Origin of the sequence: Mesorhizobium sp. M1B.F.Ca.ET.045.04.1.1 (genome assembly GCF_003952465.1) — a bacterium.
Classification (GTDB): Bacteria; Pseudomonadota; Alphaproteobacteria; order Rhizobiales; family Rhizobiaceae; genus Mesorhizobium; species Mesorhizobium shonense.
Genome location: NZ_CP034448.1, coordinates 1,910,919 through 1,934,955, shown reverse-complemented (window position 1 = coordinate 1,934,955; position 24,037 = coordinate 1,910,919). Strand labels below are relative to the sequence as shown.

General features: G+C 60.7%; 17 protein-coding genes and 1 tRNA gene. 9 read left to right on the top strand and 9 right to left on the bottom strand.

The features are described from left to right. Complete coding sequence (locus EJ071_RS09445) at positions 1-1,167, bottom strand: D-alanyl-D-alanine carboxypeptidase family protein (protein WP_126097630.1); 1,167 nt, start codon at positions 1,165-1,167, stop codon at positions 1-3. 215 nt (positions 1,168-1,382) lie between these two features. Between EJ071_RS09445 and EJ071_RS09440 the strand changes: the two genes are divergently transcribed. From EJ071_RS09440 to EJ071_RS39335, 7 genes are all read left to right on the top strand, one after another. Beyond that, positions 1,383-2,546: a M20 aminoacylase family protein gene (locus tag EJ071_RS09440; RefSeq protein ID WP_126097629.1), complete on the top strand. Its 1,164-nt coding sequence runs from the start codon at positions 1,383-1,385 to the stop codon at positions 2,544-2,546. Between the two features lie 132 nt (positions 2,547-2,678). Beyond that, positions 2,679-2,755: transfer RNA gene (locus EJ071_RS09435), tRNA-Arg, on the top strand. A gap of 596 nt (positions 2,756-3,351) precedes the next feature. Further along, positions 3,352-4,470 (top strand): TRAP transporter substrate-binding protein DctP, encoded by a 1,119-nt coding sequence (dctP, locus tag EJ071_RS09430; RefSeq protein WP_126097628.1) that lies wholly within the window; start codon positions 3,352-3,354, stop codon positions 4,468-4,470. Between the two features lie 58 nt (positions 4,471-4,528). Beyond that, complete coding sequence (locus EJ071_RS09425) at positions 4,529-5,632, top strand: TRAP transporter small permease subunit (protein WP_126097627.1); 1,104 nt, start codon at positions 4,529-4,531, stop codon at positions 5,630-5,632. Between the two features lie 3 nt (positions 5,633-5,635). Then, complete coding sequence (locus EJ071_RS09420) at positions 5,636-7,006, top strand: TRAP transporter large permease subunit (protein WP_126097626.1); 1,371 nt, start codon at positions 5,636-5,638, stop codon at positions 7,004-7,006. A gap of 100 nt (positions 7,007-7,106) precedes the next feature. Further along, complete coding sequence (locus EJ071_RS38415; protein WP_189521434.1) at positions 7,107-7,268, top strand: hypothetical protein; 162 nt, start codon at positions 7,107-7,109, stop codon at positions 7,266-7,268. A 310-nt stretch (positions 7,269-7,578) separates the two neighbouring features. Then, a complete protein-coding gene (locus EJ071_RS39335) occupies positions 7,579-9,366 on the top strand; it encodes a hypothetical protein (RefSeq protein ID WP_245460188.1) in 1,788 nt (595 codons plus the stop codon). 1,113 nt (positions 9,367-10,479) lie between these two features. Here EJ071_RS39335 and EJ071_RS09405 read toward each other — a convergent pair. From EJ071_RS09405 to EJ071_RS09385, 5 genes are all read right to left on the bottom strand, one after another. Then, positions 10,480-11,160, bottom strand: coding sequence for an SGNH/GDSL hydrolase family protein (locus EJ071_RS09405; protein ID WP_126097624.1), 681 nt, complete (start codon positions 11,158-11,160; stop codon positions 10,480-10,482). Positions 11,161-11,229: 69 nt separating this feature from the next. Beyond that, on the bottom strand, positions 11,230-12,156 hold the full coding sequence (locus EJ071_RS09400) for an ABC transporter permease (protein ID WP_189521533.1): 927 nt from the start codon (positions 12,154-12,156) through the stop codon (positions 11,230-11,232). Between the two features lie 27 nt (positions 12,157-12,183). Next, positions 12,184-13,146 (bottom strand): ABC transporter permease, encoded by a 963-nt coding sequence (locus tag EJ071_RS09395; protein ID WP_126097622.1) that lies wholly within the window; start codon positions 13,144-13,146, stop codon positions 12,184-12,186. After that, positions 13,143-14,639 (bottom strand): sugar ABC transporter ATP-binding protein, encoded by a 1,497-nt coding sequence (locus EJ071_RS09390; protein WP_126102519.1) that lies wholly within the window; start codon positions 14,637-14,639, stop codon positions 13,143-13,145. Before EJ071_RS09390 ends, EJ071_RS09395 begins: the two co-directional genes overlap by 4 nt. 115 nt (positions 14,640-14,754) lie before the next feature. After that, positions 14,755-15,828: an ABC transporter substrate-binding protein gene (locus tag EJ071_RS09385; RefSeq protein ID WP_126097621.1), complete on the bottom strand. Its 1,074-nt coding sequence runs from the start codon at positions 15,826-15,828 to the stop codon at positions 14,755-14,757. 393 nt (positions 15,829-16,221) lie between these two features. Between EJ071_RS09385 and EJ071_RS09380 the strand changes: the two genes are divergently transcribed. Both EJ071_RS09380 and EJ071_RS09375 read left to right on the top strand, forming a co-directional pair. Beyond that, on the top strand, positions 16,222-16,872 hold the full coding sequence (locus EJ071_RS09380) for an SGNH/GDSL hydrolase family protein (RefSeq protein WP_126097620.1): 651 nt from the start codon (positions 16,222-16,224) through the stop codon (positions 16,870-16,872). Positions 16,873-16,913: 41 nt separating this feature from the next. Further along, the gene (locus tag EJ071_RS09375; RefSeq protein ID WP_245460187.1) at positions 16,914-18,017 is read left to right on the top strand and encodes an ROK family transcriptional regulator; all 1,104 of its coding nucleotides are present in this window, start codon (positions 16,914-16,916) and stop codon (positions 18,015-18,017) included. A gap of 231 nt (positions 18,018-18,248) precedes the next feature. On the opposite strand, the gene EJ071_RS09370 is transcribed toward EJ071_RS09375, so the two are convergent. The 3 genes from EJ071_RS09370 to EJ071_RS09360 form a co-directional block, all read right to left on the bottom strand. Next, positions 18,249-22,490, bottom strand: coding sequence for a hypothetical protein (locus EJ071_RS09370; RefSeq protein ID WP_348628136.1), 4,242 nt, complete (start codon positions 22,488-22,490; stop codon positions 18,249-18,251). 392 nt (positions 22,491-22,882) lie between these two features. After that, entirely contained in the window at positions 22,883-23,329 is a 447-nt protein-coding gene (locus EJ071_RS09365) for a hypothetical protein (protein WP_126097618.1), read from the bottom strand. Positions 23,330-23,677: 348 nt separating this feature from the next. Next, a complete protein-coding gene (locus tag EJ071_RS09360) occupies positions 23,678-23,917 on the bottom strand; it encodes a hypothetical protein (RefSeq protein ID WP_245460186.1) in 240 nt (79 codons plus the stop codon). Positions 23,918-24,037: the final 120 nt, after the last annotated feature.

The window sequence follows — 24,037 nt, the reverse complement described above, 5'->3', positions numbered from 1 at the left end:
CTAGTTCGCGGCCTTGGCCGGCTGATCCCCCTGCGCCGCGGCGGAAGCGGTGGCGGCGGGTGCGGCGCCGGCTGGCAGCGGCTTGTCGGGCCGCCAGCTCGGCAGCGGCACATCGGCATAGTTCTGATCGGTCTGGTCGACGAAGGCCTTGGGCGCCGGTCCGGTCGCGCCGCCGAGGCCGACCGCGATCAGCGTCGGGTGGTCGAGTTTCACCTGATAAGGCGATTTCGGCTTGTCCTTGGCATCCACGGTGGGCGCTGCCTCGGATTGCTCTTCTTTCGTCTTCTTCTTGCAGATCTCGTCATTCATGTCGTTGGGCGACAGCGTGTCGCCATAGGGCTTGAGCGCCGCGAGCGTCGTCGAGCCGGCCGCCGGAGTGTCAAAACCCTGGTCGAGCAGCTTCGCCGCGGCTTCAGCGCGGCTGATGGCGGATTTTTCGCCAAGCACCACGGCGACCAGCGTGCGGCCGTCGCGCGTCGCGGAGCCGATCATGTTGAAGCCCGACGAGCAGACGAAGCCTGTCTTCATGCCGTCGGCGCCCGGGTAGCGGCCGATGAGCAGATTGTAGTTCGGGAGCGCCTTCTTGCCGACGGCAAGTCCCTCGATGGAGAACCACGGCGCATATTGCGGGAAGTCGTTGCGGAGCGCCGTCACCAGGACAGCGAGGTCGCGCGCGGTCGTGTACTGGTCCGGCGAATAGAGTCCGTTCGGATTGACGAAATGCGTTCCGACCATGCCGAGCCTGGCGGCCTCGGCGTTCATGCGGTCGGCGAAGGCGGCCTGCGATCCGCCGATATTCTCGCCGACGGCCATGGCGATGTCGTTGGCCGATTTGACCAGCATCATCTTCAGCGCATTGTCGAGCCGCATTACCGAGCCCGGCTTGAAGCCCATCTTGCTCGGCGGCTCGCCGGCGGAATGTTTCGTCACCTTGATCGGCGAATCGAGCGCCACCTCGCCGGCCGCGATCGCCCGGAACGTGACATAGGCCGTCATCAGCTTGCTGAGCGAGGCCGGATACCAGCGCTTGAAGGCGTCCTGATGCTCGAGCACCTTGCCGCTCTTCAGGTCGAAAAGCACCACCGGATTGGCGCGCGCCGCACCCGAAAGCACCGGTAGCGCCAGCGCGCCCGCAAGCAATAGGTTGAGGAAATGCCTTTGCCGCATGATCAATTCCGAAATCGCCTCTTGCCGTAATTGCCGCTGGCTCCGTAAGATTTCGTTACGCGATGGCCAGCATGGTGCGGACCGTCCCTCGACGCCGTGCCGCATTATGCGGTGCTATTTAGCCTATGTGACGCCAAAATGGCAAAGCGCCACACAATCACAATTGCCGGGCAACCGACCTGAACCGCCTGCCCCAACAAAGAAATGGACCGATTATGCCAATTCTCAACCGTGCCGCGGAAATGCAGGAAGAAGTCGCCGGCTGGCGACGCCATCTGCACCAGACGCCGGAACTGAACTTCGACGTGTTCCAGACCGCCGCCTTCGTCATCGACAAGCTGGAGGCCTTCGGCTGCGACGAGGTTGTGACGGGGCTCGGCAAGACCGGTGTCGTCGGCATCATCCGCGGCCGCAAGGGCGAAGGCCCGACCATCGGGTTGCGCGCCGACATGGACGCGTTGCCGATCAACGAGATCACCGGCAAGCCCTATGCGTCGACCGTCGCCGGCAAGATGCATGCCTGCGGCCATGACGGCCACACCGCCATGCTGCTCGGCGCCGCCAAATATCTCGCCGAGACGCGCAATTTCGCCGGTTCCGTGGCGGTGATCTTCCAGCCGGCCGAGGAAGGCGGCGGCGGCGGCAACGAAATGGTCAAGGACGGCATGATGGAGCGCTTCGGCATCTCGAAGGTGTTCGGCATGCACAACATGCCCGGCCTTCCCGTCGGCGAGTTCGCCATCAAGCCCGGCCCGATCATGGCGGCGACCGCTGAATTCACCATAACCGTCAAGGGGCATGGCGGCCATGCGGCGATGCCGCACGGCACCATCGACCCGATCGTCATCACCAGCCAGCTGGTGGGCGCTTTGCAGACCATTGCCTCGCGCAGCACCGATCCGGTCGAGGCCGTGGTGGTGTCGGTGACCAAATTCCACGCCGGCGATGCCTATAACGTCATTCCGGAACAAGCCGAGATCGCCGGTACGGTGCGCACGCTGAAGAAGGAAGTGGCGAGGAAGGCGGAAGAGCGCATCCGCGCCATCTGCGCCGGCCTTGCGTCGGCCTTTGGCGCGACGATCGAGGTCGATTACGACGCCAACTATCCCGTCACCTTCAACCACGCCGAAGAGACGGTCTTCGCCAGCGATATCGCCGCCGACGTCGCCGGCGACGCCCATGTCCACCGCGCCATCCAGCCGGTGATGGGCGGCGAGGATTTTTCCTACATGCTGGAAGCGCGCCCCGGCGCCTTCATCTTCATCGGCAACGGCGACTCGGCCGGCCTGCATCATCCGGCGTACGACTTCAACGACGAGGTCATCCCGCATGGCATGAGCTACTGGGTGCGGTTGGCGGAGACGGCTCTGGCCGCCTGAGCGCCTCCACTGCGCGGCGGCGAGATTCGCCTCGCCGCCCGCACGGCCGGCGTCACGGAGCAAAGTGCTGCCCGGCACGCCAGCAACGCCTCTTGGCGAACCGGCCCGAAGCGTTTATGTGTCGGGCCGCGTGGTCCCGTAGCTCAGTAGGATAGAGCGGCAGATTCCTAATCTGTAGGTCACAGGTTCGATTCCTGTCGGGATCACCACGTTTTCAACGGGTTAGCGAGTTTTCCGTCGTACTTTTTCTGAAGATTAGTATGTCAAATGTCGCGGATGCTTCGTGGCTGGCACGGTCAGCAACGGCCGCGCGACCGGAATTTGGAAGTTCGTTGGGCGAAAAGACGGATTGCAGTCAGCGCTCCAAATCCTTGCATTGCCTTGCCATCAGCACCGCTGGCGGCATGCCGCTTCGATGCAGACCAGGACCATAGAGTGCAGTCACTCGGCCATCGTTTTTCCAGCCAGAGCAGCAAGGACGGAGATCACATCGGCGTCGGATGAGCCGGACGACGCTGTATTGCCTAGGCGATAACCCATTCATAGGTAGATTTATTGATAGCGCACAAGCATACTTGGGCGGGGCGCGCGGCGGTTGAAAATGGTCGCGCCGCGCTATGTTATTTGCAAGCTGCGCCAGTTCCTTTCGCTCGGTTGTGGCGTTGGCAATTTGGCGAAAAACGATTGCGGACAAGGGGCAGCTCTTGTCCCACAAGAACGGACATCCCTTGTGTCATTGATTTTACGATTTTGAGACCGGCGGCGGGCCTATCATTTGTCCGCTCGCCGAACAGGGAGGAAGACAATGGACGGAGAATCGCGTTCCCAATCAAGGCGAAGATTTCTGAAGACGAGTGGACTTGTCGCTGGGTTAACGGCGACGGCTGTTACCGCTCCCTGGGTTCGAAGGGCCGGAGCCGCTGACACTATCACCTGGAAAATCCAAACCTCGTGGCCGGCGGGTGTCGGACTTGAAACTTTCCAGAAATGGTGCGGGACCATCAAGGAAAAGACCGGCGGCCAACTCGAATTTCAGCCGTTCAAGGCAAAGGACATCGTTGGTGATTTCGAGCTCCTCGACGGGGTGAAGAACGGCGTCCTGGAGGCGATGAACTCGTTTTCGCTTTACTGGGCCGGCAAGCTTCCCGCTGCAGCGTTCCTATCCTCGTACACGATGGGGCTACGTTATCCGCACGAATGGGACATCTTCTTCTATTCGAAAGGTGGCCTGCAGGCTGCGCGCGACCTTTATGCCAAACAAGGTCTTTACTACGTCAACCGCATTCATCACGGCCCGAACATCATCCACTCAAAGACACCGATCCGCTCGATCGAGGATTTCAGGGATCTGAAGCTGCGCGTACCGGGCGGCATGATCGCCGAGACATTCGCGAAAGCCGGCGCCAAGACCACGCTGCTGCCGGGCGGCGAGGTGTTCTCCGCGCTGGAAAAAGGCACGATCGATGCGGCCGACTACACGGGCCCGGCGGTAAACTGGGCGCTCGGCTTCCAACAAGTGACCAAATACATTTCCATGGGGCCGCCTGGGCTGATGTCGGTGTATCAGCCCGTCGACCTGATGGATTTCGCCGTCAACATGAACGTCTGGAACCAACTCCCGGACAATCTCAAGAAGTTCGTGGAAGACGAGATCCAGGTCTATTCGAACACCCATTTCGGCGCGATCCAGAAGGCCGACATGGAGGCTTGGCACAAATTCACCGACGCGGGCATCGAAATCAACCGGCTTGGCGCAGAAGATCTCCAAAAGTTCCAGGAAATCGCGGTGCCGATCTGGTTCGAGTGGGCCAACAAGGACAAGGACGCGGCGCGCATCTTCAAGCTGCAGCTTGAGGTGATGGAGAACCCGACCGTCGGCTACGTCACGCCGGACATGTATCAGGGATTGTCGATCAACCTCTGAGGCTCTCCGCGCCCGTCCTGTCCGGGCGGGCGCACTCTCCTTCAAGAGGCAGTCGCCGATGCCCTCACTTACATTTGTGCTGCCGCACTGGCTCTACTGGTCGAGCCTTGTGCTTTTTCCGCTTGCCGCGGTCTTCTTTGTCTATCGCGAGCGGGCTCGACGCGATGCCGGCCGAGCCAACCTGTTCCTCGCCTATTTCTTGCTGGTCACTGCCGGTTTTCTCGGCATGCACCGTTTCTACCTGAAGAGCCGCTGGGGGTTCTTGTTCATCCCGTTCTTCGTCGCTGTGCTCTGGACCAGTGCCCAGGTGCGGGATGGGCGCGAAGCATTGTCGCTGGCTCGATCCCAAGCGGAGCATGCCGAAAGGGTCCTGACGCAAACAAGGGCCGATGTCACATCCGGCAAGAGCGGTGCCGCCGGTCGCCTTGCGAAGGCCGAGGCGGATGCGGTGACGGCTCACGGCAATGACGCTGCTGCCATTGCTGGACTCGCCCGCTCGAACACCCTTGCTCGAATTGCCGGACTTCTGCTCGGCCTCGTTCTCGTGGGCGACGTCTTTCTGATGCCGGGCCTGGTTCGCCGCGCTCGCGAACGCGAGGTTCAACCGGCCCCAACCGACACCCATCCGCTGGTGGCCGACGTGCCCGCCACGCCGGTCAAAGCTCCGCTCGCTGTCTTCCGGCCCGTCGACCGGCTGGTCAAGGTGACGGGCGAGTTGGTCGCCTACTGGTCAGTCCTCGCGGTCATGGCCTACTATTACGAGGTCGTGGCCCGTTACGTCTTCAATTCGCCGACGAACTGGGTGCATGAGAGCATGTTTCTCATGTTTGGCATCCAGTACATGCTGGCAGGAGCCTATGCCTATCGCGACGAAACCCATGTCAGGGTAGATATCGTCTACAGCCATCTCTCCGAACGCGGTCGGGCTATCTGCGACATCATCACCTCGGCCTTCTTCTTCCTGTTCACCGGCACCATGCTGGTCACAGGGTGGCGATTTGCGAGTGATGCCATGGCGGTTGGCGAACGCTCGTTCACCGAATGGGGCATTCAATACTGGCCGGTAAAGCTCGCGATCCCCATCGGGGCGGCGCTCCTGTTGCTTCAGGGTCTGTCCCGGCTGATGCGGGACATCGCCACTGCATTCGGAAGGATCGGCTGAGCGATGGGTCTCGAGCTTCCGATCCTGTGGCTCAGCATATTGATGTTCGGGGGCCTGGGCGTGCTTCTGCTGCTCGGACTGCCGATGGCCTTTTGCACCGGCAGCCTTGCCGTGCTTTTCCTCTTTCTGTTCGGCAATTCGGCCATGCTGAATATGCTGCCGTCTCGGGTCTTCCCGTTCATGACGGATTATCAGCTCTCGGCGGTGCCGCTTTTCATCTTCATGGCCGCAATTCTGGAGAAGGCGGGCATCATCGAGGAATTGTTCGATGTCGTCTACAAATGGCTGGGCGGACTGAAAGGCGGGCTCGCTTCGGCCACGGTGATCTCCTGCACGCTGCTGGCCGCGATGGTCGGCGTGGTCGGGGCGACGGAAGTCACGATGGGGATGATCGCGCTGCCCGCCATGTTGCGCCGCAATTATGACGCCAAGCTCGCGTGCGGCTCGCTTCTTGCAGGCGGGACCCTTGGCATTCTCATACCCCCTTCCGTCATGGCAATCGTCTATGCCGTCGTGGCGCAGCAGTCGCTGGGCGAGCTTTTGATCGGGTCGGTGTTTCCCGGGCTGCTGCTATCCGGGATGTACGTCGCTTACGTGACGGCGCGCTGTTACATCAACCCCAAGCTCGGCCCGGCGTTGCCGCCGAACGAGCGCATCGCTTTCGTCGCAAAACTCAAGCTTTTGCGCCGCACGTTCATGCCGATACTGCTGATCCTGCTTGTGCTCGGAGTCATCTTCATGGGCATTGCCACGCCGGTCGAAGCTGCAGGCATTGGCACGTTCGGCGCCTTCATCGTCTGTGCCGCGCATCGGCGCCTCACCTGGGACACGATCCGGGAAGCCGGGGTCGCGACGCTCAAGGCAACAGCGATGGTCATGTGGATATTCTTCGGCGCCACAATGTTCGTCGGCTTCTTCATCCTGAAGGGCGGGCAGAACTTCGTCGCCGAATCCATACTCGGAACAGGCTTGGCGCCTTACGGCATTCTTGTCCTGATGATGATCATCCTGTTCGTCCTCGGCATGTTTCTGGACTGGGTGGGCATCCTCCTCCTGACCGTACCGATCTTCCTGCCCATTCTAAAAACGCTTCAATTCGGCGGCACTTTCGGATTAGCCGGCGTAGCTCCTGAAGATGTGCCGCTTTGGTATGGCGTCATTTTCATGGTCAACATGCAGATGGCGTTCCTGAGCCCACCTTTCGGCTATTCGCTGTTCTATCTGAAGAGTGTCGCGCCGCCGGAGATATCGATGGCGACAATCTTCCGATCCGCGGTCCCCTTCTTGTGCCTGCAGGCTATCGGAGTGGGACTGTGCATCGTGTTCCCCTCGATCGTCATATGGCTGCCGAAGGTCATGTACGGAGGCAACTGACCTCATTTGCGGCTTTCGTTATCCGACGCCGCGGATCAATCGAATTTGACAGCTTTTCTGTTGAACGGCGTCACCTTGTTTGCCTTTCTTTGCGCGCGTGATGAGATCGCTTCTTGAAACAATCCTGGCTGCGAATGCGGGTGTATTGCTCTCGACCGGTCTCGGTTATCTCGCCTACGCCGTGCCGGGCGACGCGGTGCCTTATCTGGACTGGCTTGCCAGTCCACTCCATTTCGAGGCGGTTGACCAGGGGGGTCCGTGACCTAGCTTAAAGCTCACGATGGACCGTCCAGACTCCGAAATGGCGGAATGGCACGCACCGTGGGAGAACTCTCGGGATGTTGAGAACGGAGAGATGCGAATGGGGCTTTTCGGAGCCCTGCGCGCCGTTCGCGGAGGACAGCCGGCGACCGGCGCTCCGCCATGCAACAACAAATTCGCACGGGCACTGGAGGGACCTGAAGCAGTGACAGTTTCGAGAGCAGTCAGAGGCTTTAAAGCGCACCTGGGCGAGGGGCCGAACACCACTTCACGGGCTTAAAAAGCACACCCAAGACCGAACGGGCACGGCGATGCCAGATCATCTTGCCGGATTTTATGCAAACGATGCAGATTTCGTCGTCCTAGGCGGGGTAGTGATACTTTTGGGCGTCTATCTTGTGCTCCGGCGTATCCTTGCCGCGGTGCGACGGCGCCGCCCGAAACCGTCTGCCTATCTGAACGAATACGGGTCTTCTCCCCTCGATTTGCCTTCTTGGGTATGGGAGCGCCCGGTCGACCTTGCAACCGAGCCTTCTCGGTCTGCCGTGCCTTCAGACCCCGATGTTCGGCCCCAGGATGTCGGCCGTCAGCTTGGGGTACGAATTGAGTATTTCGACGCGAACCCTGAAGCCTGCGAGACCTCGCAAGGGGTCCAGCCCAATGCTTTCGCTGCCGCGACGACCCTCGCGACGGCCTCACCTCCTGCCGCTCGCAGGCCGATCGGTCTTGCGTCCCGCCTGGGCGTCGCCACAATCTGCCTGGCCGTGCCGCTTGGTTATGCGATGACGAGGCAGAACTTGGTCGAAAGCGCCCCCGCCATTTCGCAGGCCCAGGGCCACTCCGACCTTTCGCGCCCCTTGGAGCTTCCGGCGAGTGCCGCACCGGATATGCGTGGACCAGCCCGGATCGACGAGCGCACGAATGCCGGATTGCTCAGCCCGGAGATCACCGCCGCCACGGCGCAAGCCGAGGCGGCCCGCGTTCAGGCAGCCGCGGCGAGGGAATTGGCGGGCCAGGAACACCAAGCTGCGGAAGCTGAGCGCGCCAGGAGCGCAGCCCTGCGGAGTGCGCTCCTCGAGTCGCGCAAGCAGATCGACTCGCTAAGGACAAGCATGACGGAAGCCGACAACACGCGCGAGGAGCGATTTCGCAACGAACTCGCGGCAGCCCGCGCGTTCGACGCATTGCGGCGCATTGCGGGAGAGGCACACACGCTACTGAGCAGGGCCATCGACTATGTCGTTACGGCGATGCCCGCTGCTCATCTGCAGCGACAGCGAACCGAACGAATGGCGCGCGATCTATCGCAAGCGTGGGCGCAAATTGAACAGCTTGAGGCCAAGACCGCCGAGGATCGCGCCAAGGCCGAGGCTTCGCTGGCGCAAGCGAGCGGAGTGCTTGACGACGAGCGCCGGAAGTCGGCGGGCCTTCGAGGCGACGTCGCCGAAATGGCACGATCCAATGCCGCGCTCGTGGAGCGCGCGGATGCGGCCGAGCGCGAGCGGACCGGTGCAGCGGCAGCGAGAGAGCGGGTGGAGCAGACCGCCGCCGAGACGGCGCAGGCTCTGGCGCGAGAACGCGCTGCGGCAGCGTCGGCTCGTGAGGAGCTGAAAAAAGCCCGCCTCGGGCGCGACATGGCCGAACAGGAACGAACCGCAGCAGTCTCAGCCAAAGAGCGTGCCGAGCAGGGTGCAGCCGAGGCGACGCAGGCTTTGGCGCGAGAACGCGCTGCAGCTGTCTCGACCCAGGAGGATCTCAACAGAGCCCGCCTCGAGCGCGACGCCGCCCGAGCACTTCTGGTGCCGGTCACCAGGTTGAACGAGGCTCTGGACGAGCAACGGGAGGCCACTGTTTCTCTAGCCCGCGACTTGGCGGCCGCCCGCGCGGACAATGACAGGCTCAGGGCTGAGCGTCGCGCCGCGCAGAACGAGGCGCCGCTGAAGCCGCGTTCTGGTCGCACATCAGACGCCACGGGCCAGGTTAAGGCTGTCAGCCAGAAAGTTGCGCGCGGCAAGGTTCGCAATACCTCGCGGGTGACCCGCGTACGATCTATCACGCTGCCTTATTCGCTCTGGCCAAGACACTTTGCGTTGGACTGAGTTCCAAAACGACTGGGCGGTCCATGTTTGAAGGCTTGAGACTATAGCCCGGCAGCAACTGAGGCAGGACGCAACGACGTGGGGGGAGACGCTGGAGACGGGAAAGAATTGCCCGTTCGAATTCATCCTGTTCTCGTCGGCGAGGAGTTCCGCGCCATACGCTATGTCAGCCCGATCACGCTGCCTTCGGCGTTCAACTCGCACTCGACCGGCGCCTGACGCGTCTCCACGCGGCCTTGATGTACATAGTCGATGCTGACCTGAACGGGGGCCGAGATCGTGTTTGAGCTCAATCGATGTAGGGAACCTGCGCTGCCGACGCGCACACTAACCGGGCCGAAGGGGGCCGCGGCCGATTTGATTGCATCATAACAGGCGCGAACGACATCATCCGGGACGCCCGGCACTTCGATTGGATGGATTGTTGATGGAATGGTGCTGTCGCCGGGAGGCTGCAGAGTGGGCGGGAGATCGAGCGACTGTCCGCCGTCTGCGGAGGGGACGACACTGGCGGCTGTGGCCGCCTTAGTTGACCCCGTTGTAAAAGTGCTGGTCCCGTCGGCCGGCGGAGGATCACCGCTGGAGACGTCAGGATCGTCCGCCGGGCCTTTGTGCGCGCCGCTGTTGCGGCCTTCGTGCTGGCTGCCAGCGCCATGGCTTCCATCATTGCCATGATGGCCGCCGGCGCCACGCCCTCCGCCGTGCTCGCCGCCGGCTGCGGCTCCTGCGCAAGCGACCGCGATCGCGCAAGCGAATGCGAAACATGCCCAGCTGGATCCAGGGGATTGATGCACGGCGACCTCCAAAGGTGCGTCGGCCAGCCGTCTTTCCCCGGTATACAGTCAGAACGGCACAACCGCTGCCGCCCCCAGGCAAAATTCGCGACTACGGCCCTTTCTAAAATAGCTAGCGGATGAATCCGGTGTATCAAGGACGCGGGTAGCCGCCGCAGCGCCGGGAGTGCAGCATTGGCAGCATGCTATCGAGACGCCGATTGCGAGTTGTGCGGCCTTCGCCTGGGTTTTGAAAAAGTGCGGGCCGGCGGTGCCGCGCCGATCCCGCAATCGGCGCATCGGTCTGGAGGGGCCGATACGCGGCAAGAAGACCCCGTCCTCAGGCAACCTTGCGATCGGGCTGTCGCGCGAAGATCTCCTGGACCTTGGCGGCTATCGCCTTGCCCAGGTCGTGGTTGTTCTGCGCTGTGAAGTGGATGCCGTCACAGCCGTCGGTGGTGATGAAATCCCCGGCGTTCAGGAAATCGACCTTCGCGAAATCGGCCATTGCGCGATACTCGGCCGCGAGCGCGGCGGTCTTTTCATGGCCGCCGGCGAACATGCCCTGGAAGAAGGGATGCGGCATCGGGGTCAGCGGCGGCGGCGCGATCACCAGCGCCTGCGGGGCCGGATAAGGCGTGCCGACGCCGCCGGCGCTGGTCAGGATCTGGCCGACGAGCTTGGCCATGCCATTGGCGATCTCATAGGGCGTGCGGCGGAAGAACGACTTGGTGTCGTTGGTGCCGAGCATGACGATGGCGAGGTCGAGCGGCAGGTGGCTGGCGATAGCCGACGGCAGATAGGCGCTGCCGTTGAGGCGCGGATCGTTGGGATCGTCGAGGCTGGTGGTACGCGCGCTCAAGCCCTCCTCGATCACGTGATAGCCGTCGCCCAGATGAGCGGCCATCGCGCCAGTCCAGCGGTCCTGATAGGGATAGCGGTGGCTCGGCGAACCCTCCATGACCGGAATCCAGCCCCAGGTCAGCGAGTCTCCAAAACACAAAATCGATCTCTTGGTCATGTCTCCAATCCATTTTCCCGTATGCGATTGATCATTGGCCGTTCCGGCCTCGTCCCCTCAAAAATGCCGTCACGTTGACCTGCTCCTGATCCCGTAGAGGATCGCCGCGAGCAGGATGATGAGGCCCTGCGCAATCAGCTTGCCGGGCTCGTCGACGCCGAAGGTGGTCATCACGACGAACAGCAGCGCAAATGACAGCACGCCGAAGAAGGGACCCCAGACGCCACCTTCGCCGCGGCCGAAGACGACGCCGCCAAGGATGGTGGCTGCGACCGCCAGGATCGGCAGGTCGAGACCGACCCTGACGCTGCCGACGGCGATCGAGGCCGTCTGGACCAGGGCGGCAATGCCTGCGAACAGGCCGGCAAGCGTGTGCGCGAGCACCACCGTACGGGCGACCGGAACGCCGGAGAAATGCGCGGCCTGAACGCTTTCGCCGACCGAGGTCACGTAGCGGCCGAAGACCGTGCGCGACAGGAAAAGCGACAGCGCGGCCGAAACCGCCACCCAGAAGATCACAGGCGTCGGCAGCGAGCCGAGCTTGGTGTTGTAGATGTCGCCGAACATGCCGGGCACGTCGCCCGGCGGCTTGCCGCTGGACAGGTATTGCACGATCCCGACGAGCACGATCCCGACCGCCAGCGTGACGATGACGGCCGAGACGCGTCTGACCCCGACCATCAGGCCGTTGAAGAGGCCGACGGCAAGGCCGATGGCCAGCGCCAGGGCGACGAAGAACGTCATCGAGGCACCGGGAAAGACGCCGGACGAGATCGTATAGTTGATAAGCAGGATGACCCCGCCGCCCGAGAGGTCGATGCTCCTCACCCGCATCACCAGAAGCTGGCCGAGCACCAATATGCCGAGCGGCACGATCTGGCGCACGAATATGCCCATGACGTTGAGGTTGAGCATGTTCGGCCGCGCGATCCACAGAACCAAAAGCAGCACGGCAAAGACGTAGTATGCCGGCGGGATGCGAAGCAGGCGGCGCATGACAGGATTGGCGAGCGCGGCAGCCACTTACAGCCCCATCTTCTTGCGCGATTGCAGGGCGACCACCAGAAGCAGGATCGCGCCTTTGATGGTGGTCTGGATGAAGGGCGACACATTCGTCAGGTTCATCCCGTTGGCGAGCAGCGCCATGACGAGCGCGCCGATCACCGTGCCGTGCAGGCTGCCGATGCCGCCGGAAAGCTGGGTGCCGCCGATGGCGACGGCCGTGATCGCGTCGAGCTCGAAGAGCAGCCCGACATTCGGGTCGCCGGAGACGATGCGTCCTGCAAGGAAGACGCCGGCAAGGGCCGCGAAGCAGGCGCAGATCACATAGGCAAGCACGATGTTGCGCCTGTCGGCGATGCCGAAATTATGCGCCGCATCCTCCACGCCGGACGACACGCCGCCGCCGATGGCGAAAAGGTGCAGTCCGAAGCGCGAGCCGTAGAGCAGCTTCCGGGCGACCAGGAGGGTGAATATCCCCCAGAATATCGGCAAGGGCACCCCGAGGAAGGAGCCGGCCACGGCGCTGATGACGATATCGGGCACCGTGCCGCCGGACACCGGCCGCAGCACCCGCGTGATGCCGAGCAAAATGTACTGCATCGACAGCGTCGCGATGATCGGATGCACGTTGAAGCGCGTGATGATGAAGCCGTTGGTGAAGCCCACCAAGGCCGCCAGCACGAACACGGCCGGGATCAGCACCCAGCCGGATCCGCCAAGCGCAAGCACTGCCGTCGTGAAGCTGATCATCGATCCGACCGAAAGGTCGAGCCCGCCGAGCAGGATGACGAACATCTGGCCCACCGCCGTGATGACGAGCGGCATCGCCTGCGGCACCAGATTGAGCAGATTCTCGCCGTTGAGGAACTGCGCGGTCTCGAGGCTCAGCCAGAGCGCGATCGCCAGCGCGATCAGCAAGGGCAGCACCCACATGCCCTGCCGCGATCCCCGCGCGCCCGTCAGGCGTCTGCTGATGGCTGTCATCGGCGCTCTCCTGTCTCCTCATTGCTGAGCGCAGCATCGAGGATGTTGTGCTCCGTGGCGTCGGCCGCCGGCATTTCCGTCACGATGGTGTCGTTGTGGACGACGCAGACGCGGTCGCAGAGCCCGATAAGCTCGACCGTCTCGCGCGACAGCACCAGCACCGCACCGCCCTTCAGCGCAAAGTCGCGCAGCAGCCGGTAGATCTCGGATTTTGCGCCGATGTCGACGCCGCGCGTCGGCTCCTCGACGAGCAGGATGTCGATGTCGGCGCAGAGGTAGCGGCCGAGCAGCACCTTCTGCTGGTTGCCGCCGGACAGCGTGCCGACGGCGGCGGCCGGACCGCTGGCCTTCACCGCAAGGCTCGACATCGTGTCAGCGATCAGTCGCTGATAGCCTGCGGCAAAAGCCAATTCCGGCCGTTTCGAATGGAGCGCGGCGGCAATGTTGTGCGCCACGGAGAGGCCGAGGAACAGCCCGTCCTCCTTGCGATCCTCCGGCACGAAGCCGACGCCCATCGCTTGCAGCCGGCGTACGCCGCCGCCAGGCGACACCGGCAGCGACAACGGTTTGTTCTTGATCGTCACACGGCCGGCGAAAGGATGGTATTGGCCGACCAGCGAGCGCAGGAAGCGCTGCTGGCCCTGCCCTTCCAGGCCGGCCAGCGCGACGATCTCGCCGCGGCTGAGCGACAGCGAGAACGGTCTGGAGCGATCGGTGATGCGGAAATCCTCGACCGCCAGCACGATGGGTCCCGGGGCATCGCCGCGTTGCGGAAAGAGGTCGGCGAGCTCGCGGCCGACCATCATCGCGATCAGCGACGCCGGCGTCATCTCGGCGACCGGCCTGGTGCCGACGAGTTCGCCATCCTTGAGGACGGTGACGGTATCACAGATGGCGAAGATCTCGTCCATGCGGTGCGAAATGTAGACGACCGCCTTGCCCTCATCCTTCAGCCTGCGGATGTGGCGGTTCAGGATTTCGACATCGGCGGCATTCAGCGCCGCCGTCGGCTCGTCGAGGATGAACACGCTGGCATCGGTCATGATGCCGTGCGCGATCTCGACGAATTGCCGTTCGGCAATGCTGAGCCTCGAGACGAGCGTGCCCGGATCGAGCCTGAGACCGAGTTGGGCAAGCGCCTTGCCCGCCTCGCGCCGCATGCGCCGGTGGTCGACGCCGCCAAAGGCCGTGACCGGCTCGCGGCCGAGAAACATGTTCTCGGCGATCGTCAGATTGGGCAGCAGCGACAATTCCTGGAAGACGGTCGAGATGCCGGCCTCCAGCGCATCCTTCGGTTTGTGGAAGACGACCTGGCGCCCTTCGCGAAGGATGGCTCCGCTGTCCGGCTGATGGACGCCGGCAAGGATCTTCATCAGCGTCGATTTGCCGGCGCCGTTCTCGCCCATCAGCGCATGCACGGAGCCGGACTGGAGCGCGATCGAGACTCCCTTCAGCGCCGCCGTGCCGGCGAACGCCTTGCGGATTTCGGACATTTCGACAAGGATTTTCGCGACAGGGGTTTTCACGACCAAAGCACCGTTGCGTCCGGGAGAATTTTCCGTGGCGCTGGCAGCCTCAGCGCCGCCCGCGCCACGATGGCGCCACCCTTTACTTCTTGGCGTAGAACTCCTTGAGCTTGTCTTCCGGCAGCTCCGACGGCCACCAGACATTGGCCGAGAGGTCATCGCGATAATATTTCTTGACCTTCTCGAGATCCCAGCCCGGCGGGTTGTAGTCATAGTGCTTCTTCAGCTCCTTGCCTTCGAGCAGGGCCACGGCGGCGCGGATGCCGGCGGCGCCCTGGGCGGGGCTGTATTCGGCCGAGATCGACTTGAAGCCGTCTGCGATCCACTGGCCGAAGAAGCCGTTGTTGCCCTCGCCGGTGATCGGCGGGATCTTGGCGCCGAACTGCTTGAAGACGTCGACGCAGGCGCGCGTCATGTCGGCGCCGGAAGACCAGATGCCGTCGACCTCGGGGTTGTTGAGATAGAGCGTCTCGCAGAGCTTCTTGGCCTTGTCGTACTGCCAGTCGCCATGCTCCTCGGCGATGATCTTGACGTCGGTCCCCTTCAGCGCCTGCAGCAGGCCGTTGTAGCGGTTGGTGTCTTCCGGATGGCCAGCGAGCCCGCGCAGCACCCAGATGTTGCCCTTGCCGCCAAGATCCTTGACCAGGAAGTCGCCCATCACCTTGCCGAAATGCTCGGCGCCGCCCTGGATCTCGGTGGTGAAGGCGTCGCTCTCGATGCGGCCGGTGTGCACGATGACCGGGATTCCGGCAGCAACCGCCTTGGCGATGCTGGCGTCGGCCGAGGTGGACGTGACCGGCTGGACGATGATGGCGTCGACCTTCTGCGCGATCAGGTCCTCGATGTCGGCGACCTGCTTCTTCTGGTCGAAGCCGGCGTCGAGCAGGATGAACTTGGCGATGCGCTTGTCCTTGGCGGCGGCCGCCTCGGCTTCATGCGCGACCTGCACGGTCCAGGTGTTGGCATTGACGCCGAAATGGCTCATGCCGATGACCCAGGGCGCGTCTTTCTTGAACTTCCCGGCCTCGACCGTCGGGTTGTCGCCGGCACGTGCCGTCACGCCATCCAGCAGGGACCCCTCGTCGGCGAACGAGGGACTGCACAACATGGTGGTCGCGATCACCGCCGCTGCGATTGATTGTACAATCCGTTTCACTGAGCCATCCTCCTTCTCAAGCTCCTCCGACCCTGGAGCCAGGGTCACGACTTCCCCATCGGCGTCCGGCCATGGCCAAGCGCCGCACCTGCCGGACGATCCGGCATTGCTTCAGTTCATTGCTCAACCCGCGCGCCAGGGCCGCCGGAGACATGGTCCAGCGTTGCCGCCATGGGTCATGGCAGCCGGTCGGCGCAAAAGGTTCGGGGCATTCCTCCCAGGCTCACTTCAACCATCGATCCGACGGGCTGTCAATAATTATTCAGAGTGATGGATTATTTTCGCCGCTTGCACTACCTTTGCGCCAAATGGCAGGGTCGCGGTGTGGCGGACGACCGACTCTCGTCCGATTACCTCTGCAAATCAGAACCTTGGCTGCATCGGAGGAGGAGCATGCGATCTGTCTTGTGCTATGGCGACTCCAACACGCACGGGCAGGTACCCGGCGGCACGCCGCTGGACCGCTACGGTCCGGCCGAGCGCTGGCCCGGCGTCATGGCAAGGGAGCTGGGCGCCGGCTGGCATGTCATCGAGGAGGGCCTGAGCGGCCGCACGACGGTGCGCGACGATCCGATCGAGGGAGCCCACAAGAACGGGCGCACATATCTGAGGCCCTGCCTGCAGAGCCACGCCGTTCTCGATCTCGTCATCATCATGCTGGGCACCAACGATCTCAAGGCACGCTTCAACCAGCCGGCTTCGGAAGTCGCGATGGCCATGGGCTGCCTTGTCTACGACATCAAGGAGCTGAAGCCCGGCCCGGGCGGCAGCGTGCCCGAGATCATGATCGTCTCGCCGCCGCCGATGCTGGACGACATCAAGGAATGGCGGTCGATCTTTGCCGGTGCGCCGGAGAAATCGCGAAAGCTGGCGCTCGAATTCGAGATAATTGCCGATTCGCTCGAAGTGCATTTCTTCGATGCGGGCTCGGTCGCCACCTGCGACCCTCTCGACGGGTTCCACATCAACAGGCAGGCGCATGCGCTGCTGGGCAGCGCGCTGGCCCGCGAAGTCGAAGCAATCGGGTGGCCGGATGAAAAGTGACGGCGGCATATTGGACACGACGGATTGCGAGAGGGCACACCATGCCTGACATGCGCTTTGCGCCGCCCAATCCCCTCCGCATCGCGGACCGCGCCAGCGGCCTCAACGCCGTCAGCGTGCGCGGCTACAACGAGCGCCTCGTGCTGTCACTGCTGCTCCAGAGCAAAGGCATCACCCGTCTCGAGATCGGCGAGCGGACCGGCCTGTCGGCGCAGACGGTGTCCGTCATCGTCCGCTCGCTCGAGCAGGAAGGGTTGATCGCCAAGGGCGAGGCCCAACGCGGCCGCGTCGGGCCGCCGACGGTGCCGATCTCGCTCAACCCGGAAGGTGCGTATTCCGTCGGCATCAGCGTCGGCCACCGGCAGGTCGAGGTCGTGCTTGTCGACTTCGTCGGCTCGATCCGCTCGCGCACGGTGCTGCCGTTCTCGGCGGCCAGGCAGGACACCAACCATCCGCAATTCATGAGCGCTATCGCCAAGGCCATTGCCGATCTGCCGCAGCACCTCCACTCGCGCATCGCCGGCATCGGCCTCGCCTTGCCCGGCGACCAGGCGGAACTCGAGCTGACCCCCATGGCGGCCCGTGAACGGTTCGACGCTTTGCAGGAGGAAGTCGAAAGGGAAATCGGCTACCCGGTCTACGTCCAGAACGACATCACCGCCGCCGCAGGCGGCGAGAGTATGTTCGGCGTGGCGAAGCACCTTTCGGACTATCTGTTCTTCTATCTCGGCGCGCGGCTGCACAGCCGACTGATCCTCAACCATCAGATCTACAACACCGCCGCCGCGGTCAGCTTCGACGTCGGCATCCTGCGCCTGGAGGAGGAGATCAGGAGGAGCGGCAGCTCGCCCTCCGAGCTCTGGGAACGGGGGGCCGACTGGCCGTCGTTTGGCGAGGCCGAGACCGCGTGGCAACGCGAGCTGGTGGAGCAGATGAAGTCGTCGATAGGGGCGCTGAAGCAATTCGTTCCGCTAGCTTCGGTTGTCCTGTCCTCCTACGCGCCCCAGGCGGTGTGCAAGGCGATCTGCCGGGAGTTGGAGCAGGCCATGCCCGGCATCACCGCCATCGCCGGCAACATCGAGCGCTCGCCCAAGGCGGTGGGAGCCGCAAGCCTTCCGTTTAGCTCGCGGTTCATGGTGGAATAGGTGTTCACAGCAGGCGAAGGCTGCTGATGGGGCGACGGATCTAGCCGGGTGGTCTCGTAGCTCGCAGGATAGAGGCGCGGGTTCTAAACTGTAGGCCACACGTTCGATTCCTGTCGGGCTCTCCAATCGGGACAGGCTGTCAGTTTTGGGCGCCGGAGGCGTTCGAAGCCAGCTTCTCGGATATTCAACTGTCCTTGTCGATAGGTTTGCGCATCACATGCAGCAGTCTCATCACCCGTGCCGAAATCGCCCAGATACCATCTGATCAGAGATAGATTCGATGGGGTCTCTCTCAATGACGCGCCAGTCCGGCAAGGGTGCTTGACCCGCGTTTTCACATATAGCGAGATCGACGCCAACAGAATACAGGTACTTCACATCCTCACTATTGTTACGATCTATCATTTTGCACGATATTTGAAACAAATTTCCGGAGTCATACTTAAATTTAACATAGTTAAATGTATACGGACCGAAGAATATGGCGCCGTCATTTAAAAATAGAATCCTTTTCTCGTTCAATCTCTTTGGGGTGAATATGTTCCCACCCACTTGGGAGGCCGTGGAAACATCCCAAATCTGAAATCTATCTTCGATCGCCGTTACGATCCGGTCATTCGAAAGAGCGTGCGCAGCTACTGGAGAACCTAGATTCCTAATTCCAATTTGCCTTCCGGTTTTGAGGGAAACGAAATTCCAGGTATCGTCAGAAAAATTTACCAATAAGATTTCATCCAGCAAAAATACGTTTTGAATCTCTGATTCCAGATTTGATACCCACGACACGCTGTCCTTTAGGTAATCATATTTCTCAAGAACGCCATCGTCACCCCAGATTAAAAGCCCCCCAGATTCCGGGAGGAGCATATAGTTGTCCCCAAAAGAAAGTCCCTTTGTAAACTTCTTCCTTAAACCGCCACTACCCACCTCTCGAATCTGAACATCGCCGCCGTCAGAGATCATAAATAGGTCCGTCGACAACTTTGCAATCGCCGTGGAAAAAATTCCAGAATAAACAATATCGTCATCGTTGCCTGGGTCTTTCTCCCATATTATTTTTCCATTGGAGCAATCATAGGCGGCAAGAAGGTTGGATGCCGCAACTAAGAGCCGACCGTCGCCGATCTCCACCACATTCAAGATTTCATTTGCTTCACTAGGATCTTTCACGTCCAGTAGTGGATGGAGTTGTCCGCTGCTGTCATCAAATATGGCGACGAAATCCCTTGACCATATGGAAATCAAGCCGCTCTGCAATAATATTGCCTTGGCAGCCCATGAGACATCCGAATCCGCCTGCCCACCGGTCCTCATGGGGCGGAATTCCTTTTCAATCAAAGGCTTACCGGTTTTGACATCCAAGATACTAATTTGATTCGATGATATCAAAGCAAGGCGATTTTCATCCATCAGGATCTCATCTTTAATAGGGCGTTCCGGCATCCATTCCCAGATCTTGATCCCATCCGATATTCTCCAGACAGCAGCGCTTCTGGCTGCTAAAGTCAGTACATAATCACTGCCGACCACCTTTACGGACTTTAAAACCCCGCCGGACCTTATACACCTTTCTAGATTTCCATCGTTGCTGTTCCAGACACACATTATACCGTCCGAACTCCACGAAAGCACCGCGCCTTCACCAACCCGCAATATCTCTTTAATTGGCCTGACATGCTGAGACTCGAGTTGCCGGACGCGAGCCTCATCGACCTTCCAGAATCTAATTGTTGAATCCTGAGACCAGGATATCACGCGATCGCCGGAGAAAACCCCGGCCCCGATGACAGCGCCGTCGTGATACATGGGAGGACTTGTCTCTAGACCGGTTTGCAAGTCCCACAGTCGAACGGAGCCGTCCGCCGACCAAGACAAGATCCGGTCATCAGCAGTCACAGATGCGGAGATTATAAGCCCGGGATGATGCATCTCCTTTCCAACCTGAGCTCTCTTTCGCAGATCCCAAATCCGCATCGTTCCGAGTTTCGACCATGAGAGCAGCCCGCCACTGGGTAGAGGCATTACCCCAATCACACCTCCATCCTGAGACATATCTGTTCCTAGATGCCTCCCGGTGATGCCATCCCAAACTTTGATGATACCGTCATCGCCCCAAGACACGACGTTGCCATTGGACAAATTGATCACACCTCGGACATCGCGGTCGTGTGCCATCTCACCAGGATCGCCGAGCAGCCGGGCAGTGGTGAAATCCCAAAATCTGATTTGATTGTCGTAGTAAAAAGCTATTGCGCTATCCGATATTTGAACGGAAGGGGTCAAATCTCCGTAGTATTCCGATGAAAAGGTATTTCCAATTCTGTGTCCAGAAATTGCATCAAATACCGCAATAAAATCGGGCTCTGATGAAGAGTTGCTGACTATGAATAAAGCAACTCTGCGTCCTGATATTGGAAGCACCTTCTCTATTTTGCCATCAATGACAGATACCAGCCCGATCCGGGCGATACCTTTGCCATCTAGTAGCTCATACTCATTGAGGCCAACGCGGTAGATATCTCCGTCGGGGGTAAGCCCAACGGTCGAACCGTTCCTTGAGAAATTTTGAAATTTGATTTTACCGGTTCCCCTATCCAGGATCGATATATCGCCTGCTATTGAGTGCGCAATATCGCCGTTTGGCAGCAGGGACATGACGACGGAGGAAAGCGGATTGGAAAACGGACCCTTCTGCCGAGTAAAATCCGCAGTCCAAATGTATTTATCCGTATTTGTGTTCATGAGTGATACTTTTTCCCCAGACGCTATTAGTATTTCGGTTCGAGAAATTTGAACAGCATCGGAAATTCCCAGCTTTATTATACGAGATGGAACTTTCTGATAGCTGTTAGCTATAGACATACTTCTTATCGTTTTCTCAAGCTGCGGTTTATTATCGGTATCATCCTTAGGCCAAGCCCCCAGCGAGAGTTTCAGAGCCTCCGTGGATCGCCCAACTGAGAGCGCTTGCTGTGCAAGCGCCGAGAAGGCACGCGTTTGGTTGACGAGGGCAGCCTTTGCCTTCGAGTCGGCATCGGTCCGAGCCGAATTCAGGGAAAAGGCACTAATCCCGAGAGCAATTGCGAATGCCCCAAGCACAGCGGCAAAAGCCAGACTCCATTTCTTAAACCGTTGTGCAGCCGCAGCTTTGTCTTCTGTCGCCTTTGCCGCGTCCGCGGCTTGCTTTTCTTTTTGAACTTGGCTCGCTGCGACAAAGGCGCTGATCTTGTCGGGAATGTCGTTGGTGCGGGTGATACGCCAGCTCTGGGCCTCCTCGAGATCGGTCCCGCGCAACAAGTCTTCGTCGCGCTGCCCCTTCTCGTCGTAGCGCCTCATTCTACGTTCTACGCTTTCTTGCCACTGCAAGAAGGCGGGATCCGCAGCCACCCAATCGTGCAGTTTTCCCCATTCGCGGATTAGGGCCTCATGGGCGACTTCGGCCACGTCCTGCTGGCGGCTTTCATCGCGTGAAATAACCACTAGCCGGTTCGCCTCTTGAGCCAATGCCTGGATCACATCCAGACCCGGCTTATCAAACTCGGCCAAGGGACGGCGCAGACGTGTGTAGGACTCCAGCGTTGAAACGTGAACCAGACGCGTCAAAGCTCTGCGTGCAGCGTTTTGCTGTTCCGGTTGAAGTTTGGCAAAGACCTCATTTGCATGCCGGTCTATTGCGCCCTTCAGGCCTCCGAGAGTCGCGTATGCGGCCAGTGTCAAGGATTTGGCCTGCTGATCGCGATCCTTCCATAGTTCGGTTAGGCTGAATTCGACAAGCGCCAGGACGCCAGGCTCCTCGCCGGCATCGTCGAGAATGGCTTCAACCAGCTTCTCTTCAAGTGTGAAACCAACAGCCTCGGCCGGCTTTCGAACCGCCCTCGACAACTCGTCGCGCGTCATGCGGGCCAACAGCATGGTACCCGAGCTTGCACAATCGGCAAAGCGGCGGTCGCTCTCCAAGAGATGGCCGGTGAAGTCTGCGCGCATTGTAAAGATCAGCCGATGGGGCCCTGACCGGAAGGTTTCCACCAAATGTTCCAGGAAGGCATTTCTCGCTGCTGCACTGTGAGTCTGGGTGTAGAGTTCTTCCCATTGATCAATGAACAGCAGCAGCCGCGGAGCAACCGCTCCATGCGCCCGCAGGTCGGCTATACGCGCGATATAGTCTGAGAGCTTCGCTTTACCGGCGAGGAGGCTTTCAGCACGTTCCCGCGCTCTGACTATGCGAGTATCCTCATCAGCATCGAGATCGACCTCGCTGCCAAGTGCACGTGCCAGAGCAAGAAGCGGATCCGTTCCTGGCCGCATGACAAGGCCGCGCCAGCCCGGCGCGATGCGCTTGCGGAGTTCCGGAACCACGCCCGCCTTCACTACAGACGACTTGCCGGATCCTGATGCGCCGATCACCGCCACAACCGTATGGCGGTCCAGCAATCCCAGAATATCACGGGTCGCCAGTTCGCGCCCGCCGAACAATAGTGCATCTTCCGGCTCAAACGAAAGAAGCCCTCGATACGGCGGACGCTCATCATCTTTGAGCGTTATGTCGGAGGGTTCAACTTCAATCAGGCGCGCAAGAAGAGCCAGTTGCCGGGCATCAACCCGCGCACCTTCCTCCGCAGCGAGCAGCCAGTTCTCATCGAATCCACCGCCAGCTCTCGCGACGATCTCAGTCGCTGTCAGTCCAAGGACTTCACGCGCCTTTCGGATAGCATCGCCGTTGCTGTGCGGAGAAAGCCCTACGGGACCCGACGGCGGGGCCGACGAGCCTTGCAGCGCGATATTCAGGAAGAAGTCTCTGCCTGCGGTCGCGCTGCCGAGTTCAACCCCGAGCTTAGAGGGGGAGGATGGGGCCGAATCCGCCCCCCCTATCGGTTTCCCGAGGACTTACCTCCGTTAACATCCGAGAAACGAATGTCGCCGGCAGCGCTCCAGCTCTTACCGCGAATACCGCCATGAATGCGTTCGGCAATCAAATTGCCTTGAGACGTCAGTGTCTCAATGTCGATGCCAAGCGCAGTTACCTGATCCGCCGGCATTGCGCTAACCGCTTCTTGCACGGCCTTGGCCTGCTTAAGAAGGTCAGGGTCATTGGCAATTTCCGGGATTGCCCTCAATTCGTCCTGCACGGCACCTTGGTAGGCTGTATTGGACGGTTTCTTCTCCAGTAGGGCTGTTGACACCACCTTGTAGGTATCGACCAATATTGTCCTTAAGCCCTGATAGGCTTCCTTTAACGCTAAAGAGCCGACCTCCGATCCTGCAGCCGTCGCTCCCGCGACGAGCGCGCCCAATATCGCTGAAACCGGATCCATACCCCCCTCCCTGGCCACAACCCCCGACATGAGTAGCACAAATTTGAACAGGCCATAAGCTAATTTACGCTACTTTTCAGTTGAACCCCAGCGGCCGGGGCATGACAGCATATCTCTCCGCATTGTACCTTAAACGAAGACACTTATACATTTGCGCGGATTGAGGTTATGCTCGACGGAAGCATACAGAATCATCCATGCTCAGATAGGTTATCCGAACTGGAAAGTATATTCAGTTCTCAAACCAGATGAGCCCTTACACCGAAAGATTTTCTACTATCAGTGCCGATGCATGCAGAGCTTTAGTAGTTTATACACCAGTGCCACCGCAGCATTTTTGCAACGAGTTCAAGCCCGCCTCGCCGAGTCACGGCTATAGCCCGGGGCGACGCATCCCGGCCAGGCCCCGACGCGAACCACCGTCACCTTTCGCTCGGCGGCGTAGAGGGATGACAGCGCGTCCTGCGACACGCCCTCGTCGGTAATCACCTCGTCGATCTCGGAAATATCCGACAGCGTGCAGGAACCGGGTGCGGTGAATTTCGAGCTGTCGACGAGCAGGATCGTCTTGCGGGCGGAGCCGATCATGGCGAGGGCCACATTTCCTACGGCTCGTCTAGAGCGGTTCAAGATTTGACGGAATCGGAAGGGATTCCCGATTTGTCGGATTTGTGATTCAAGATGCTGGCTGGAATGGAGGCCAGCATC